Consider the following 15,333-nt stretch of genomic DNA (forward strand, 5'->3'; position numbering starts at 1 on the left):
CCGGGTCCGTACGGTTGACGGCGGTCGAGGAGGCACGAAGTGGTGAACACGACCGACTACTACACGCAGGGCACGGCCGCGGAGCGCTGGGAGCGCGCCCGGAAGTTCTTCGACGCCAAGGAGTACACGCTCGCGGCGCAGATCCTCGACGACCTGGTCGCCGAGGTGCCGGACCAGGTGGCGGCGCGGCTGCTGCTGGCCCGCGCGTACTACCACTCGGCCCAGCTGGGCCGCGCCGAGACCGAGCTCCGCTCCGTCATCGAGCGTGACCCGGTCGAGCACTACGCCCGTCTGATGCTGGGCCGCACCCTGGAGCGGCAGGGCCGTCACGAGGAGGCGGGTCCGCATCTGCGCATGGCGGCGGCGTTCGCCGGCGACTTCGGCGACGCCTGAGCCGTACGGCAGGGGACGATCGAGCCGCACGGCAGGGGTCGCCCGAGCTGTACGGCGGGGGCGCCTGGGCCGTACGGCAGGGCGCCCAAGCTGTACGGCAGGGGCGCCTGTGGCGTACGGCAGGGGTCGGCCGCTGGGCCGGTCGGCCCCGATCCGGCCGCGCTACGGCCCCGCCCCCGGCCGCGCTGATCTGCGGCTCCGCTAGCCTGGCGGAACGATGAGCAACCGTTTCGAGACGCCATGGGGCGAGTTCGACCTCGCCCGTTTTCCCGAGGATCCCCGCGATCAGCTGCGCGCGTGGGACGCCGCCGACGAGTATCTGCTGCGGCACCTCGCCGACAGCAAGTGCGACCTGTCGGGGTCGGTGGTAGTGATCGGCGACCGGTGGGGCGCCCTCACCACGGCCCTGGCCGGGCACACCGACCGGCCGACCACGATCTCCGACTCGTACCTCGGGCAGCGCGCGACCCGCGCCAATCTCGGCCGCGCCGGTCTCGACGAGGCGGCCGTGCGCCTGCTCACCACCCAGGACGCGCCGCCGGAGCGTGTGGACGTACTCCTGGTGCGCGTTCCCAAGAGCCTGGCGCTCCTGGAGGACCAGCTGCACCGCATCGCGCCCGCCGTCCACGAAGGCACCGTGGTCGTCGGTACGGGCATGGTCAAGGAGATCCACACCTCGACGCTGAAGCTGTTCGAGCGCGTCATCGGCCCGACGCGGACGTCCCTCGCCGAGAAGAAGGCGCGGCTCATCTTCACGACGCCGCTCCCGGGGCTCGTCCGGCCGCGCAACCCCTGGCCGCACCGCTACGCGCTGCCCGACGGTGTCGGCCCCGTGTCGGGCCTGACCGTCACCAATCACGCCGGGGTGTTCTGCGCCGAGCGCCTCGACATCGGCACCCGCTTCCTGCTCCAGCATCTGCCCCGCAGCGAGGGGGCCGAGCGCGTGGTGGACCTGGGCTGCGGCAACGGTGTCGTCGGTACGGCCATGGCGCTGAAGAACCCGCGAGCCGAGATCGTGTTCACGGACGAGTCGTTCCAGGCGGTCGCGTCGGCCGAGGACACGTACGAGGCGAACGTCGACCCGTCGCGGTATCCCGAGGCGAGGGCACGGTTCCTCGTGGGTGACGGTCTCGCGGAGCTGCCCGCGGGCAGCGCGGACCTGGTCCTGAACAATCCGCCGTTCCACTCGCACCAGGCGACGACCGCCGCGACGGCGATGCGGATGTTCGCCGACGCGCGGGATGCGCTGCGGCCGGGCGGCGAGCTGTGGGTCATCGGCAACCGCCACCTCGGCTACCACGTGAAGCTGCGGCGCCTCTTCGGCAACAGTGAACTCATCGCCAGCGACCCGAAGTTCGTGGTCCTGCGCGCCGTCAAGAAGGAGCGCGGCGAGCGGTCATAGGCGTGCCGCAGCCTTGTCGTGGGCGTGCCGCAGCCTTGTCGTGGGCGTGCCGCAGCCGTCATAGGCGCGCCGAGCGCACCTCGGGTGTCGCGGCGACGCCGGCCGCCAGGAGGCAGACGGCGCCGCACGCGGCGAAGAACACCCCGGTCCCCCAGGTCGCCGCGACGAATCCGACGACGGGGTAGACGAGCGGGCTGAGGCCCAGCGTGCACAGGGTGGTCACCGCGGTGACGCGGCCTACGTAGCGGGCCTCGGTCTCCTTCTGGAGCAGGGCCTGGCCCATGACCATCGATATCCCGCTCGCGGCGCCGAGGGCGGCGCACAGGGCTGCCACTCCCCCGGGCGTCGCGCCGGGGGCGGCGAGCGCGGTGACGAGGACGGCCGTCACGAGCAGCGAGCCGGCGACGGCCGCCCCCGCCCTGGGTACGGCCCGTGCCACCGTGAGGGCGAGTCCCGTGGCCGCGCCGCCGACGCTGAACGCGGCGAGCGGCAGGGCGAGTTCGGCGGCTCCCCAGCCTCTCTCGTCCACGAGGAGTACGAGTCCTGCCCCGACCGGCCCGCTGAAGCACAGCTCGCCCAGTGCGATGACGGCGACGAGCCGCGTGAGCGCGCGACGCTCCTTCAAGTACCGCAGTCCGTCGAGGAGTTCGGCCCACGGCGACGTGCGCCCCGCACTGTCGGCGTGCGTGGGTGGAGTGGGGACCCGTACGGCTGCGAGCAGGGCGAGGGAGAGTGCGAACAGGAGGCCGACCGTGGCGAACGCGCCGGAGGCGCCACTCGCGGTGAGGATCAGCGCGGCGGCCAGGGGGCCTGCGGCGTTGGCGAGGCGCACCGCCAGCGTGCGCATGCCCTGGACCCGGACGAGCTGGTGCGACTCGGTGAGGCAGGGCGGGAGCGCGCCGACCGCGGGCATGAACACCGCGTCCACGGCGCCGAAGCACCCGGCCAGCAGGAGCAGGAATCCGAGATGCGGGCCGTCCGCGTACGTCGCCGCCGCGACGGCCAGCACGGCGACGCAGCGTACGACGTCGCTGCCGATCAGCACGCGCCGCGGCCCGAACCGATCGGCCAGCACGCCTCCCGCCGGCATCAGAACGGCCCGGGGTATCGCGCCGGCTGCGAGCACCACGCCCGCGGCGGCGGGGCCCGCGCTTCTCGTGACGGCCCAGGTGAGGGCCGTGTAGTAGATGACGTCGCCGGTGACGGAGGATGTGTAGGCGCCGAGCCAGCGCAGGATGTTGCGGTCGCGGAACGCGGGCGGCACGGGGCTACCGCCCGGTGACGTCGCGCGGAAAGGCCTGGAACTGGACGGTGACGGAGGCTGCCCCTGCGGCGGGCTTACGGTCTTGGTAGCGGTGGACGACGGCGGCCAACTCGTCCTTCAGCGAGGCCAGTTCATCCGGCGTCAGCCGCAGCTCGTAGTCGCTGAAGGCGGTGGCCGCGAACCATTCCTCGGGCATCGAGGGCACCGCCTCGGCAGCGGCGTGCCTCAGGGAGTCGGCGGCGGCGACCGCCACGGCCTGCGTGTACGCCCTGCCCTCGGCGCCGCCCCGTTCCGCCGGGTCGTGGTACGAGGTCCGGTGCACGGCGCGCCACCATCGGTCGCGCTTGTCGCCCAGTTCGGTTGCCTCCTCGATGAGGCCGCCCGCCGCAAGCCTGCGCAGGTGGTAGCTGGCCGCGCCCGAGTCGAGCTCGAACTGCGCCGCGAGTCCGCGCACGGTGGCCGGGCCGTCGCGCCGCAGCCGGTTCAGGAGGGCGAGGCGCGTGGGGTGCGCGAGGACGCGCAGGGCGGCCGCGTCGAGGGTGATGCCGTCGGCGGGCGGAGGCGTGGAGCCGGTGTCTGCCATGACCCCAGACTAGATTGCGAACATCTCTTCGCGAAAGCTTCTTCGCGAATACCTCTTCGCGAAGAGATGTTCGCGAAGAAGCTTCGCGTAGAGGTGTTCGCAGACCCTATGCCCCCGACGCCTCAGCCCCGGTACGCCTCCAGCAGTCTCAGCCACACCTCGCTCACCGTCGGATACGCCGGGACCGCGTGCCACAGGCGGTCGATGGGGACCTCGCCCGCGACCGCGACCGTCGCCGAGTGGATGAGTTCGCCCACGCCCGGGCCGACGAAGGTGACGCCGAGGAGGATCTCGCGGTCGAGGTCGACGATCATGCGGGCGCGGCCCCGGTAGCCGTCGGCGTACAGTCCCGCGCCCGCTGCCGACTCGATGTTCTTGTCGACGGCGCGGACCCGGTGGCCGGCCGCCTCGGCCTCCGCGAGTGTGAGGCCCGCCGAGGCGGCCTCCGGGTCGGTGAAGACGACCTGCGGGACGGCCGAGTGGTCGGCGGTCGCCGCGTGCGCGCCCCAGCGGTCCGTCTCCAGGAGCGGCACTCCCTTGGCGCGGGCGGCGATGGCGGCGCCCGCGATACGGGCCTGGTACTTGCCCTGGTGGGTGAGGAGCGCGCGGTGGTTCGCGTCGCCGACCGCGTACAGCCACGTACTGCCCTGGACGCGGAGGCTGTCGTCGACGGGGAGCCAGGAGCCGGGTTCGAGGCCGACGGTCTCCAGGCCGATGTCGTCCGTGCGGGGCGCGCGGCCGGTGGCGAAGAGGATCTCGTCGGATTCGAGGGTCGAGCCGTCGTCCAGAGTGGTGACGACGGTGCCTGCGCCGTCCCGGGTGACGCCCTTCACGGAGACCCCGGTCCGCACGTCCGCCCCGGCCTCGGTCAGGGCGTCGGTGACCAGCTCGCCGGCGAAGGGCTCCATCCGGGGCAGCAGCCCCTTGCCCCGTACGAGCATCGTGACCTGTGAGCCGAGGGCCTGCCAGGCCGTGGCCATCTCGGCGGCGACGACTCCGCCGCCCACGACGACGAGGCGGCCCGGCACCTTCTGGGCGCTCGTGGCCTCGCGGCTGGTCCACGGCCCGACGTCGGCGAGACCGGGCAGGTCGGGGAGGGCGGCGCGGGAGCCGGTGCAGACCGCGACGGCGTGCCGGGCCGTGAGGACCTGTTCGGTGCCGTCGGCGCCGGTGACCGTGACGCGGCGGGTGCCCGCGAGGCGCCCCTTGCCGCGGTAGAGGTCGACGCCGATGGACTCCAGCCAGCCGACCTGGCCGTCGTCTTTCCAGTGCGAGGTGTACTCGTCGCGGTGGGCGAGGACCGCGGGCGCGTCCAGTGGTCCCTGGACGGACTGCCGCAGGCCCGGTACGCGGCGGGCGTCGGCGCGGGCGATGACCGGGCGCAGCAGCGCCTTGCTGGGCATGCACGCCCAATACGAGCACTCGCCGCCGACAAGTTCGCTCTCCACGACCGCGGTGCTCAGGCCCGCCGCACGCGCCCGGTCCGCGACGTTCTCCCCGACCGGTCCGGCGCCCAGAACCACCACGTCGTATGTGTTCTCATCCGTCATGGGCCCCAGTGTGGTCGTAGGTGTGCGACGTGGCCACACGGGTACGAGCGCGGAATATGTCCATCACCAGGACCGTTGTGAACAGCGGCTTCAGCACCGCAACCAGGAAGCAGGAAGAGGGCACATCATGAGCAGCACCACCGTGGAGCTCACCAAGGAGAACTTCGACCAGACGGTCACGGACAACGAGTTCGTGCTGATCGACTTCTGGGCGTCGTGGTGCGGGCCGTGCCGGCAGTTCGCGCCCGTGTACGAGAAGGCCGCGGAGGCCAACCCGGACCTGGTGTTCGGGAAGATCGACACGGAGGCTCAGCCGGAACTGGCGTCCGCGTTCGGGATCCAGTCGATCCCGACGCTGATGATCGTGCGTGACCAGGTCGCGGTGTTCGCCCAGCCCGGAGCGCTGCCGCAGGAGGCCCTCGACGACGTGATCGGCCAGGCCAGGAAGCTGGACATGGACGAGGTCCGCAAGTCCATCGCCGAGCAGCAGGCCAAGGCGGGCGAGGACGGCGGGGCAGGCGCGGGCGCCGAGCAGGCCTGACGCCCCCTTCGAAGCCGACAGACGACAAACAACAGGCGACAGGCGACAGGCGACAGACGCCGGGTCCGTACCGTACGAACGTACGGGCCCGGCGTCAGTACCTCAGGCCTCAGGTTTCCGGCATCAGGTCTCCGGTCTCAGGTCGACTCGCGCGGCACGACCCGGGCCCGCAGCATCTCGTGCGACTCGGGCGCCGCGCCCGGGTCGCGCACCAGTCGGTCGACGAGCGCGGCGAGCTCCGGCCCGGACGGCAGTTCGATGCGTACGGTGCTCAGCCGGGGCCGCAGCAGCCGCCCGAGCATCAGGTCGTCGGCCCCGATGACGGCGGTCTCCCCCGGGATGCCGACGCCCGCGTCGTGGAGCGCCCGCATGAGCAGCATCGCGTACTCGTCGTTGTACGCGAACACGGCGTCGAGCCCCAACTCACGGATGCGCGGCACCAGTTGGGCCGCCGACTCCTCCTCGTACGCGAGCGGCAGCTCGAAGACCGCGGCGCCGGTGCCGGGGAACGCGAGCCGGACGCCTTCGAGGCGTGGGCCCGCGAAGTGGTCGAGGCCCGGCTCGGTCGGCAGGACGACCCCGATGCGGTGTCGGCCCCGTTCGACGAGATGGGCGGCGGCGACGCGGCCGACTTCGCGGTGGTCCATGAGCAGCGCGTGCGCACCCTCGACGCGCTGCGGGCCGAGCGTGATCACGGCCCTGGCGCCGGAGCGGCGGAGGACTTCCACGCCCTGCGTGCCCAGGTCGGGGGGTGCGAGGACGGCGACCGGGCGGAGTTCGGCCCAGGCGCGCGCCGCGTCGTCGCCGCGCAGGCTGACGCTGCCGTACTGGACGACCGTGTAGTCGAGGCCGCTGAGCGCCCACTGGAGGTCGTTGAAGAGCGTGCTGTAGAGCGGTCCGGCGGGGACGCGCGGGGTGGGCATCAGGACGATGCGGGTGTGGCCGGCGCGCAGGCTGCGGGCGGCCGCGTGCGGCACGTAGCCGAGGTCCCTCGCGGCGTCGCGGACGCGGCGGCGGGTGGGTTCGCTGATTCTGACGGCGCTGGTGTTGTTGAGGACGTAGCTGACGGTGGCACGCGAGACCCCGGCGAGCCGGGCGACGTCGGCACTCGTGGGCACCGGGCTCGGCGGCACCGGGCTCGGCGCGGCGGACTCCCTTGGCTTCGGTGGCGTCCGTGTCTTCCGTGGCTTCCGGGCGGGCTGCGGCTTCGGTATCTGCACCATGACGCACGGCATCCTTCCAGACGGGTACGCCCGTGTTCCCGGCCGGGCATACCTTGCGGGGCAGGCGGTCGCGGTCCAACAGCCGGGCCCGGCCCGCGAAGTGGGACGCGCAGGCCCTAACGTGGCCCGCGTGACTGCCTACATCGAAGACCCGCAAACCGATGACCAGCCCGGCCGGGCCGGCGACACCGCCACCGCCGAGGTCGAGCCGCGCACGGTGGGCCGGGTGCGCACGGAGTACGCGCCGGCCCACGACGGCGACCCCGACCCGGGCGAGATCGTCTGGACCTGGGTGCCGTACGAGGAGAACGACGGCCGCGGCAAGGACCGTCCCGTCCTCGTCGTGGCCAGGGAGGCGGCGGGCACGCTGCTCGCCGTGCAGCTGTCGAGCAAGCTGCACAACGGCGACAACGTGTGGGTGCCGATCGGCAGTGGGCCCTGGGACCGTGCGGGCCGTGACTCGTGGGTGAACATCGGCCGCGTCCTGCGGGTCCATGAGCGCGGTATGCGGCGCGAGGCGTGCGCCCTGGACCGGATGCGCTTCAACCTCGTGGTGCTGCGGCTCAAGGAGCGCTACGGCTGGCGCTGAGCACCGACCGGATCCACCGGATCCACCGGCTTGATCCGATCGACCGGACTCCGGTTCGGGAAGGCCCGTTCGAAGGCGGTCCTCGTCGCCGCGTCCCGCGTGCGGTCGAGGACACCGAACACGATGTGCCCGAAGCGGCCCGCGAACCGGCCCCCCTCGTCGAGGAGCCCCCGGAACGCGGCCGCCACCTGCGCGGGGTCGTTCTGGAACACACCGCAGCCCCACGCTCCGAGCACGAGGCGCCGGTAGCCGTTGGCCGCGGCCGTTTCCAGGACGCGTTCCGCACGCGCCGCCAGGGCCGCCGGGATCTCACCCGCCCGGTCCGGGGTGCGGCGGCGCACGACGCCCGCGTTCGGCGCCGGTGAGGTGAGGAAGCCGACGGCGTACGGCCGGTCGAGCAGGTGTCCGCGGTCGTCGCGGAAGACAGGGACGGCGGGCGAGTGGATGACACGGTCCGTGTAGAACGGGTCACGGTCCGCGCGGTGGTGGTCGTAGAAGTCGCGGGCCCGCAGCAGGCATGTGTACAGGGCCGAGGCCCGGCACAGGGCCTCTTCCTGGGCCTGCGCGCCGTTGAGGTAGCCGCCGCCGGGGTTGCGCGCGGAGGCGAAGTTCAGGGCGGCGACCGGTGGCTGTCCGGTGGTGACGAGGCGGTGCGCGGCCTCCAGGGTGGACTCCCCGGTGACCTCGATGACCGTGGGCGCGGACAGTCCCGCCTCGGGGACGTCGACCGGGTCGGGTCCGTACGTCCGTGTCGCCTCGCGGGCCGCGGCCACCTGCGCCGCGATCGGCACGGTCCGGCCGTCCGGCGCCGTGTACCGGCCCGCCGCGACGATCTCCTCCGTCTGGTGCGCGATGCCGCGCAGCCGTGCGCTCACGCCCGTCCCCCCGTGGTCGTCCTCATGAACGCATGGTGTGCGCAGGGCGACACCACGGGCAACAGATTTTCGCCACCCGAGGGGCACTCTTGTGCGATTCGACGCGAGGGTTTTGGGTGGGACGAGCATCGCCCCGGCCCGGCCCAACCCCGCCGAGTCGACGGCTCGGCCCCTACCGGGGACGATGAAGGCGTACAGATCAGGAGGATCCTGAACATGCCCGAGGGAGACTGTACGGAGCCCGGTCCGGCGGCAGCCCTGGTCACCGAGGCCGAGGTCGAGGCGCTGGTCCACGGGATCTGCTTCAAGACCGGACCGCCCCGCACCGTGGGTGTCGAACTGGAATGGCTCGTCCACGAGCCGCGCAGGCCGCGGCTCCCCCTACCGCCCGAACGCCTCGACGCGGCCTACGCCGCGCTGGGCGCCCTGCCCCTCAGCTCGGCCCTCACGGTCGAGCCCGGCGGCCAGCTGGAGCTGAGCTCCCGGCCCGCCACCTCGCTCATGGACTGCGTCTCGGCCGTCTCGGCCGATCTGACGGCGGTCCGCACCGAACTCGCCACCCGCGGCCTCGCGCTGACGGGCCTCGGCACCGACCCCTGGCGCCCGTCGCGGCGGCTGCTCCACGAACCGCGCTACGACGCCATGGAGACCTGGCTCGACCGGGCCGGGCCCGCGGGCCGCGCCATGATGTGCTCGTCCGCGTCCATACAGGTCTGTCTCGACTCCGGGTACGAGGAGCCGGGACCGCTGGGCCACGGCAGACGCTGGCGGCTCTCGCATCTGCTGGGCGCCGTCCTCGTCTCCGCCTTCGCCAACTCGCCCATGCTGTACGGGCGTCCGACCGGCCAGCGCTCCACTCGGCAGGCGGTGTGGGAGGAGATCGACCCCGGCAGGTCGGGGGCGCCGCCCCTGGACGCGGAGCCGCGCGGCGCCTGGACCCGGCACGTCCTCGACGCCCCGGTGATGTGTGTCCGCCGGGACAGCGGGCCATGGGACGTCCCGGACGGCCTGTCCCTGCGGACGTGGCTGCGGGACGGCGGCCCCCGGCCCGCCACCCGCGGTGACGTCGAGTACCACCTGACCACCCTGTTCCCCCCGGTGCGCCCGCGCGGCCATCTCGAACTGCGCATGATCGACGCCCAGCCGGGCGACGACGGGTGGCTCGTGCCGCTCGCCGTGACGACCGCGCTGTTCGACGATCCGGAGGCCGCGGAGACCGCGTACCGGGCCGTGAAACCGCTGGCCGAACGGGCGGGCCCGATGCCCGCGCCGCACAATCCGCTGTGGCGTGACGCCGCCGCGCTCGGCCCGTCGGACCCCGAACTCGCCGAGGCCGCCGTCACCTGTTTCAGAGCGGCGCTCGAAGCGCTGCCCCGGCTCGGCGCGTCACCCAGAGTCCTGACCGCCGTAACGGACTTCATGAACCGCTATGTCGTACGGGGCCGGTGCCCCGCCGACGACGTGCTCGACCACATCGAGGCACCCGTCCCCGGGAGGACCGTCACCTCATGACCGCACAGAGCGAAGACACCACCCTGGATCCCGAAGCGCTGCGGGAGCGCGCACGGACCGCGCTGCTCGCCGCGCGGGACCGCACGACGCTCCTCACGAGCTGCGTCGAGGGTCCTGAACTCACCGCGCAGCACTCGCCGTTGATGTCCCCGCTGGTCTGGGACCTCGCGCACATCGGCAACCAGGAGGAACAGTGGCTCCTGCGCGCTGTCGCGGGCCGGGAGGCGATGCGCCCGGAGATCGACCCGCTGTACGACGCGTTCGAGCACCCTCGGTCCGAGCGCCCCAAGCTGCCGCTGCTCGCCCCGGACGAGGCGCGCGAGTACGCGGCCGAGGTGCGGGGCCGGGCGCTCGACGTCCTGGACAGCACGCCCTTCCACGGCACGCGCCTCACCGAGGCGGGGTTCGCCTTCGGGATGATCGCCCAGCACGAACAGCAGCACGACGAGACGATGCTGATCACGCATCAGCTCCGGACAGGCGCGCCCGCGCTCACCGCTCCGGATCCCGGCCCGCAGGTCTCCGTGGCCTTCCACGGACCGTCCGAAGTCCTCGTGCCCGGCGGCCCGTTCACGATGGGGACGTCCGCCGAACCGTGGGCGCTCGACAACGAGCGGCCCGCCCATCCGCGCCTGGTCCCGCCCTTCCACATCGACACCACACCGGTGACGAACGGCGCGTACCTGCGCTTCATGGCGGACGGCGGCTACGAGAACTCCCGCTGGTGGACGCCGGCGGGCTGGGCGATGGTGCGGGACGGCGGCCTGGACTCGCCGCTGTTCTGGCGCCGCGAGGGCGGCCAGTGGCTGCGGCGGCACTTCGGGGTGACCGAGCCGGTCCCGCCGGACGAGCCCGTCGTGCACGTCAGCTGGTACGAGGCGGACGCGTACGCTCGCTGGGCCGGCCGGCGCCTGCCGAGCGAGGCCGAGTGGGAGAAGGCGGCCCGCTTCGATCCGGCGTCCGGGCGGTCGATGCGCTATCCGTGGGGCGACGCGGACCCGACGCCCGAGCGCGCCAACCTCGGCCAGCGCCACCTCCGCCCGGCCCCGGCGGGCAGCTACCCGGCCGGTGAATCCCCGCTCGGCGTACGGCAGTTGATCGGCGACGTGTGGGAGTGGACGTCCAGCGACTTCCTGCCGTACCCGGGGTTCGCGGCCTTCCCGTACCGCGAGTACTCGGAGGTGTTCTTCGGCCCGGACCACAAGGTGCTGCGCGGTGGCTCGTTCGCCGTGGACGCGGTGGTGTGCCGGGGCACGTTCCGCAACTGGGACTATCCGGTGCGCCGTCAGATCTTCGCCGGGTTCCGCACCGCGCGCGACGAGGAGGACGCCTGATGTGCCGGCACCTGGCCTTCCTCGGCCCGCCGGCGCCGCTCGGCGACGTGCTCGTGGCGCCGCCGCACAGCCTGCTGCGCCAGTCGTGGGAGCCGCGCCGCCAGCAGCACGGGACGGTGAACGCCGACGGGTTCGGCGTGGGCTGGTACGCGGAGGGTGACCCGGTTCCCGCGCGTTACCGCAGGGCCGGGCCCGTCTGGGGCGACCAGTCCTTCGCCGACCTCGCCCGGGTAGTGCGCTCCGGGTGCGCGCTCGCCGCGGTCCGGGACGCCACGCTCGGCGGCGCGGACGGAGAGGCGGCGGCGGCGCCGTTCGCCTCGGGCCCCTGGCTGTTCAGCCACAACGGCATGGTGACCGGATGGCCCGGCTCGCTGGCCCCGCTCACCTCGTCGCTGCCGCCCGCCGACCTGCTGTCCATGGAGGCCCGCTGCGACTCGGCGTTCGCCTGGGCGCTGATCCTCAACCGGCTGCGCGCGGGCGACGACGAGGGACAGGCCCTCGCCGACACGGCCCGCGAGGTCGCCGAGGCCGCCCCCGGGTCGCGCCTCAACTTCCTTCTCACCAACGGCGAGACGATCGCCGCGACGGCCTGGGGCGACACCCTCTGGTATCTCGCCGGACCCGGCCGCCGCACCGTCGTCGCCTCCGAGCCCTACGACGACGATCCGCACTGGCGCGAGGTGCCCGACCGCACCCTGCTCGCCGCGAGCCGCACCGACGTCCTGCTGACCCCGCTCAAGGAGCACAACGCGTGAGCCCGTACCAGCTGACCCGCACCCTGCCCGAGGACGCCACCGGCGCCGCACTGCGCGCCGACGTCCTGCACGGGCTCACCTCCGCGCCCAAGACGCTGCCGCCCAAGTGGTTCTACGACGCGCGCGGCAGCGAGCTGTTCGACGAGATCACGGCCCTGCCAGAGTACTACCCGACGCGCGCCGAGCGGGAGATCCTGCTGTCCCGGTCCCGGGAGATCGCCGAAGCCACCGGCGCCCGCACCCTCGTGGAGCTGGGTTCCGGTTCGTCGGACAAGACCCGCCATCTGCTCGACGACCTGCCGGACCTGGAGACGTACATCCCCGTGGACGTCAGTGAGAGCGCGCTGCGGGGCGCCGCGGAAGCGCTCGGCGCGGAGCGGCCGGGGCTGAGGATCCACGCCCTGATCGCCGACTTCACGCTCGGGCTCACCCTGCCGGACTCCCCCGGGCCGCGCCTGGCCGCGTTCCTCGGCGGCACCATCGGCAACCTTCTGCCCGCCGAGCGCGCCACGTTCCTGGCCTCCGTACGCGAACTGCTGCGGCCGGGCGACATGTTGCTGCTCGGCACGGACCTGGTGAAGGACGAGTCGGTCCTGGTCGCGGCGTACGACGACGCGGCGGGCGTGACGGCCGCGTTCGACAAGAACGTGCTGAGTGTCGTCAACCGCGAGCTGGGCGCCGACTTCGACCCGGACGCGTTCGAGCACGTCGCCCTGTGGGACGCGCACCACGAGTGGATCGAGATGCGGCTGCGCGCCACGGCCGCCCAGACCGTCAAGATCCCCGCCCTCGACCTGGCGGTCGAGTTCGAAGCCGGGGAGGAGCTGCGGACGGAGATCTCGGCGAAGTTCCGCGAGGAGGGGGTGCGGGCCGAACTGGCGGGCGCGGGGCTGCGGATGACGCACTGGTGGACGGACGCGCAGGGCCGCTTCGCGCTGTCCCTCAGCCGCGTGGACTGACGGCGGTCACGGCCCGCTCGCGTCGAGCTCCTCGGTGATCCGGCGGGATGCCGCCCTGGCCTCCGTGGCCGGGTCGGCCCCGTCGAGCACCTTCGACATGTACGCCTTGATCGGGTTGTCGGCCTCGACCCTCGCCCACAGCGGGGAGACGGGGGTGGCCCGGCCCCGCGCGGCGCCCGCCGCCATCGCGGCCACGCCCGGCCCGGCGGCGACGGCGCCGCTCAGGGTCGTCTTGTTGGGCACGTAGTTCATGGTCCTGGCCAGGTCCTTCTGCCACTTGGCGCCGGCCAGGGCCTTGACGACCGCGACGGCACCGTCGCGGTCGTCGGTGTTCTCGGGCACCACGAGGTCGGAGCCTCCGGTGAAGACGGAGCCCGGCTTCGCGGCGGTCCGGCCCGGGACGGGGAAGTAGCCCAGCTTCCCCCTGAGTCCGGGGTTCTTCTCTTCCACGGCCTGGGCGGTGCCGGGTACGGCGACGATCTGGGCGACGTCGCCCTTCGCGAACTCGCCGGACTGTGGCGGGTGTTCCTCGTCGGCGTTCCTGGGCCCCCGGCCGAGCGCCTGGAGCTGCCGGTAGAACGCCATGCCGCGCAGCGCAGCGGGCGTGTGCAGGCTGCCCTCCCAGATGCCGCCGGTCTCCTTGGCGAGGTCGCCGCCCTCGTCCCAGATGAACCCGGCGAGCGTGTACCAGTCCTGGCCGGCCAGGTAGATGCCCTGGTCACCGCCGGTGTTGAGGCGCCGGGTGTCGTCGATCCACTCGGCGCGGGTGCGGGGCGTCCGCTTGATGCCGGCCTTCGCGAAGAGGTCCTTGTTGTAGATCACCACCCGGTTGGCCGCGTACCAGGGGATGCCGTACTGGCGGGAGTGGAACATGCCGGGGTCGGCGAGTCCGGGCAGCCAGTCGTCCATGCCGAGGTCGCGCGCGGACTCGAGGCTGAGGTCGAGCAGGCCGCCCTCGTCGACGTACTGGGGGACCTGCGTGTTGCCGACCTCGATGACGTCGGGGGCGGGGCCGTCCGCAGCGTCGCCCTTTGCCCGGGCACCCGGCTTCCGGGTGAGGGCCGCGCTCACCTTCGCGCCGATGCCGGTCCACTCCTGGATGCGGATGTCCAGGCGCAGGCCTGGGTTCTCGTCCTCGAAGCTCTTCGTGAACCGGCGCAGGAACGCGTCCGACGCGCTGTCCTTCATCAGCCAGACGGTGACGGTGCGCTGTTCGTCGCCTCCGCCCGGAAGGTAGCCGCAGCCGGTGAGGAGGGCGGCGGACACGAGGCCGAGGGAGACGAGGGTCGCGGCGGTGCGGCGGAGCATCACGTGGGTCACTTTCTGCCTGCGGACAGGGAGGGGCGGCCCGACGGTGGGGGAGAGCGCGGTGCTCGCGCACGGGTGTGGCTGGGATTTTGGTATGGACCAATGGAGCGGTCAAGGGGTGGTCAACGGGTATCTGCGAGTAAGCCGAACTTCCGCATCCTCTCGCTCGCGGTCCCGGGCGACCTGAGGCACCGTGGAGGGACGTCCTTCACAGACGTCCACCGCACGGGCCGAGGAGGCCTTCATGTCCCACCACACGTACCGGGTCACAGAGATCGTCGGCACCTCCCCCGACGGAGTCGACCAGGCCATCCGCAACGGCATCGCCCGCGCCTCGCAGACGCTTCGCGGTCTGGACTGGTTCGAGGTCGGCCAGGTGCGCGGCCACATCGAGAACGGACAGATCGCGCACTACCAGGTCAGCCTGAAGGTCGGCTTCCGCCTGGAGGACGAGGCCTCCTGAGCAGGCCTGCCGGGCCCGCTCAGGTGCGGCCCTCCCGTTCCTGGGCGTCCTTCAGCGCCTCGGACTCGCTCGCCCACCGGGCGCGGACGACGGAGAAACCCGCCCGTTCGGCCTCGTCGCACACGAGCTCGTCGTCGTCGACCAGCATCCGCACGTCCCGGCCGCGCGAGAGCGTGCGCAGCGTCTCCAGCTTGGTGCTGCGCGCGGGCCTGCGGTCGTCGTTGCGGCGCATCCACACGCGCCCGTCGGGCAGCCCCTGCGCGGCCAGCCACGCCACCGTGTCGGCGCGGCACCGCTCGGGGCGGCCCGTGAGGTAGACGACCTCGCACTCGAGCGCGCTCTCAAGCACCAGGGCCACGCCCCGGGCGAGCGGCGGGTCGTCGGGGGCGGCGGCGAAGAAGCCCGCCCAGTCCCGGGGGGAGCGCTCCAGGAAGCGCTGCCGGTGGGCCGTGTCCGCGAGGGTGTTGTCGAGGTCGAACACGGCCAGGGGTCTGTTGTTGTCGGTCACCCGTCAAGGGTAGGGATCCCCAAGGGCAGAGGGCGGGGAATCCCGAAGGGCACTGAGCGGGGAATCCTGGCGCG

At 72.9% G+C, this 15,333-nt stretch carries 16 protein-coding genes; 9 read left to right on the forward strand and 7 right to left on the reverse strand.

What is annotated here, in order from left to right:
* Positions 1-42: 42 nt before the first annotated feature.
* Both EOT10_RS19915 and EOT10_RS19920 read left to right on the forward strand, forming a co-directional pair.
* On the forward strand, positions 43-393 hold the full coding sequence (locus tag EOT10_RS19915) for a tetratricopeptide repeat protein (protein ID WP_127829817.1): 351 nt from the start codon (positions 43-45) through the stop codon (positions 391-393).
* 217 nt (positions 394-610) lie between these two features.
* Positions 611-1,795 carry a methyltransferase gene (locus EOT10_RS19920; RefSeq protein WP_127829597.1) on the forward strand — a complete coding sequence of 395 codons (1,185 nt, stop codon included), beginning with the start codon at positions 611-613 and terminating at the stop codon, positions 1,793-1,795.
* A gap of 58 nt (positions 1,796-1,853) precedes the next feature.
* Here EOT10_RS19920 and EOT10_RS19925 read toward each other — a convergent pair whose 3' ends face one another.
* The 3 genes from EOT10_RS19925 to EOT10_RS19935 form a co-directional block, all read right to left on the reverse strand.
* Positions 1,854-3,059 (reverse strand): MFS transporter, encoded by a 1,206-nt coding sequence (locus EOT10_RS19925; RefSeq protein WP_127829598.1) that lies wholly within the window; start codon positions 3,057-3,059, stop codon positions 1,854-1,856.
* 4 nt (positions 3,060-3,063) lie between these two features.
* Entirely contained in the window at positions 3,064-3,642 is a 579-nt protein-coding gene (locus tag EOT10_RS19930) for a winged helix-turn-helix domain-containing protein (protein ID WP_127829599.1), read from the reverse strand.
* A 122-nt stretch (positions 3,643-3,764) separates the two neighbouring features.
* Complete coding sequence (locus EOT10_RS19935) at positions 3,765-5,192, reverse strand: dihydrolipoyl dehydrogenase family protein (RefSeq protein ID WP_127829600.1); 1,428 nt, start codon at positions 5,190-5,192, stop codon at positions 3,765-3,767.
* Between the two features lie 127 nt (positions 5,193-5,319).
* On the opposite strand from EOT10_RS19935, the gene trxA reads away from it, so the two are divergent.
* On the forward strand, positions 5,320-5,733 hold the full coding sequence (trxA, locus tag EOT10_RS19940; protein WP_127829601.1) for a thioredoxin: 414 nt from the start codon (positions 5,320-5,322) through the stop codon (positions 5,731-5,733).
* 137 nt (positions 5,734-5,870) lie between these two features.
* Here the strand turns inward: trxA and EOT10_RS19945 are convergent, their stop codons facing one another.
* Complete coding sequence (locus EOT10_RS19945; protein ID WP_127829602.1) at positions 5,871-6,968, reverse strand: LacI family DNA-binding transcriptional regulator; 1,098 nt, start codon at positions 6,966-6,968, stop codon at positions 5,871-5,873.
* Positions 6,969-7,086: 118 nt separating this feature from the next.
* Between EOT10_RS19945 and EOT10_RS19950 the strand changes: the two genes are divergently transcribed.
* Positions 7,087-7,545 (forward strand): type II toxin-antitoxin system PemK/MazF family toxin, encoded by a 459-nt coding sequence (locus EOT10_RS19950; protein ID WP_127829603.1) that lies wholly within the window; start codon positions 7,087-7,089, stop codon positions 7,543-7,545.
* On the opposite strand, the gene EOT10_RS19955 is transcribed toward EOT10_RS19950, so the two are convergent.
* Positions 7,530-8,420, reverse strand: a complete 891-nt coding sequence (locus EOT10_RS19955) for a TIGR02452 family protein (protein WP_189491832.1) — start codon at positions 8,418-8,420, stop codon at positions 7,530-7,532. The genes EOT10_RS19950 and EOT10_RS19955 overlap by 16 nt on opposite strands.
* Before the next feature lie 216 nt (positions 8,421-8,636).
* On the opposite strand from EOT10_RS19955, the gene egtA reads away from it, so the two are divergent.
* From egtA to egtD, 4 genes are read left to right on the forward strand one after another with little or no spacing between them, the layout of a single operon-like run.
* Positions 8,637-9,932 (forward strand): ergothioneine biosynthesis glutamate--cysteine ligase EgtA, encoded by a 1,296-nt coding sequence (gene egtA / locus EOT10_RS19960; protein WP_127829605.1) that lies wholly within the window; start codon positions 8,637-8,639, stop codon positions 9,930-9,932.
* Positions 9,929-11,266: an ergothioneine biosynthesis protein EgtB gene (gene egtB / locus EOT10_RS19965; RefSeq protein WP_127829606.1), complete on the forward strand. Its 1,338-nt coding sequence runs from the start codon at positions 9,929-9,931 to the stop codon at positions 11,264-11,266. Before egtA ends, egtB begins: the two co-directional genes overlap by 4 nt.
* Entirely contained in the window at positions 11,266-12,021 is a 756-nt protein-coding gene (gene egtC, locus EOT10_RS19970) for an ergothioneine biosynthesis protein EgtC (RefSeq protein ID WP_127829607.1), read from the forward strand. The genes egtB and egtC overlap by 1 nt, the downstream gene beginning before the upstream one ends.
* A complete protein-coding gene (gene egtD / locus EOT10_RS19975; protein WP_127829608.1) occupies positions 12,018-12,980 on the forward strand; it encodes an L-histidine N(alpha)-methyltransferase in 963 nt (320 codons plus the stop codon). The genes egtC and egtD overlap by 4 nt, the downstream gene beginning before the upstream one ends.
* Positions 12,981-12,986: 6 nt before the next feature.
* On the opposite strand, the gene EOT10_RS19980 is transcribed toward egtD, so the two are convergent.
* Positions 12,987-14,288: an extracellular solute-binding protein gene (locus tag EOT10_RS19980; RefSeq protein WP_127829818.1), complete on the reverse strand. Its 1,302-nt coding sequence runs from the start codon at positions 14,286-14,288 to the stop codon at positions 12,987-12,989.
* A 244-nt stretch (positions 14,289-14,532) separates the two neighbouring features.
* On the opposite strand from EOT10_RS19980, the gene EOT10_RS19985 reads away from it, so the two are divergent.
* The gene (locus EOT10_RS19985) at positions 14,533-14,751 is read left to right on the forward strand and encodes a dodecin (RefSeq protein WP_127829609.1); all 219 of its coding nucleotides are present in this window, start codon (positions 14,533-14,535) and stop codon (positions 14,749-14,751) included.
* A gap of 19 nt (positions 14,752-14,770) precedes the next feature.
* On the opposite strand, the gene EOT10_RS19990 is transcribed toward EOT10_RS19985, so the two are convergent.
* Positions 14,771-15,259 carry a phosphatase domain-containing protein gene (locus tag EOT10_RS19990; RefSeq protein ID WP_127829610.1) on the reverse strand — a complete coding sequence of 163 codons (489 nt, stop codon included), beginning with the start codon at positions 15,257-15,259 and terminating at the stop codon, positions 14,771-14,773.
* Between the last annotated feature and the right edge of the window lie 74 nt (positions 15,260-15,333).

This window comes from Streptomyces antnestii, assembly GCF_004005495.1.
Classification (GTDB): domain Bacteria; phylum Actinomycetota; class Actinomycetes; order Streptomycetales; family Streptomycetaceae; genus Streptomyces; species Streptomyces antnestii.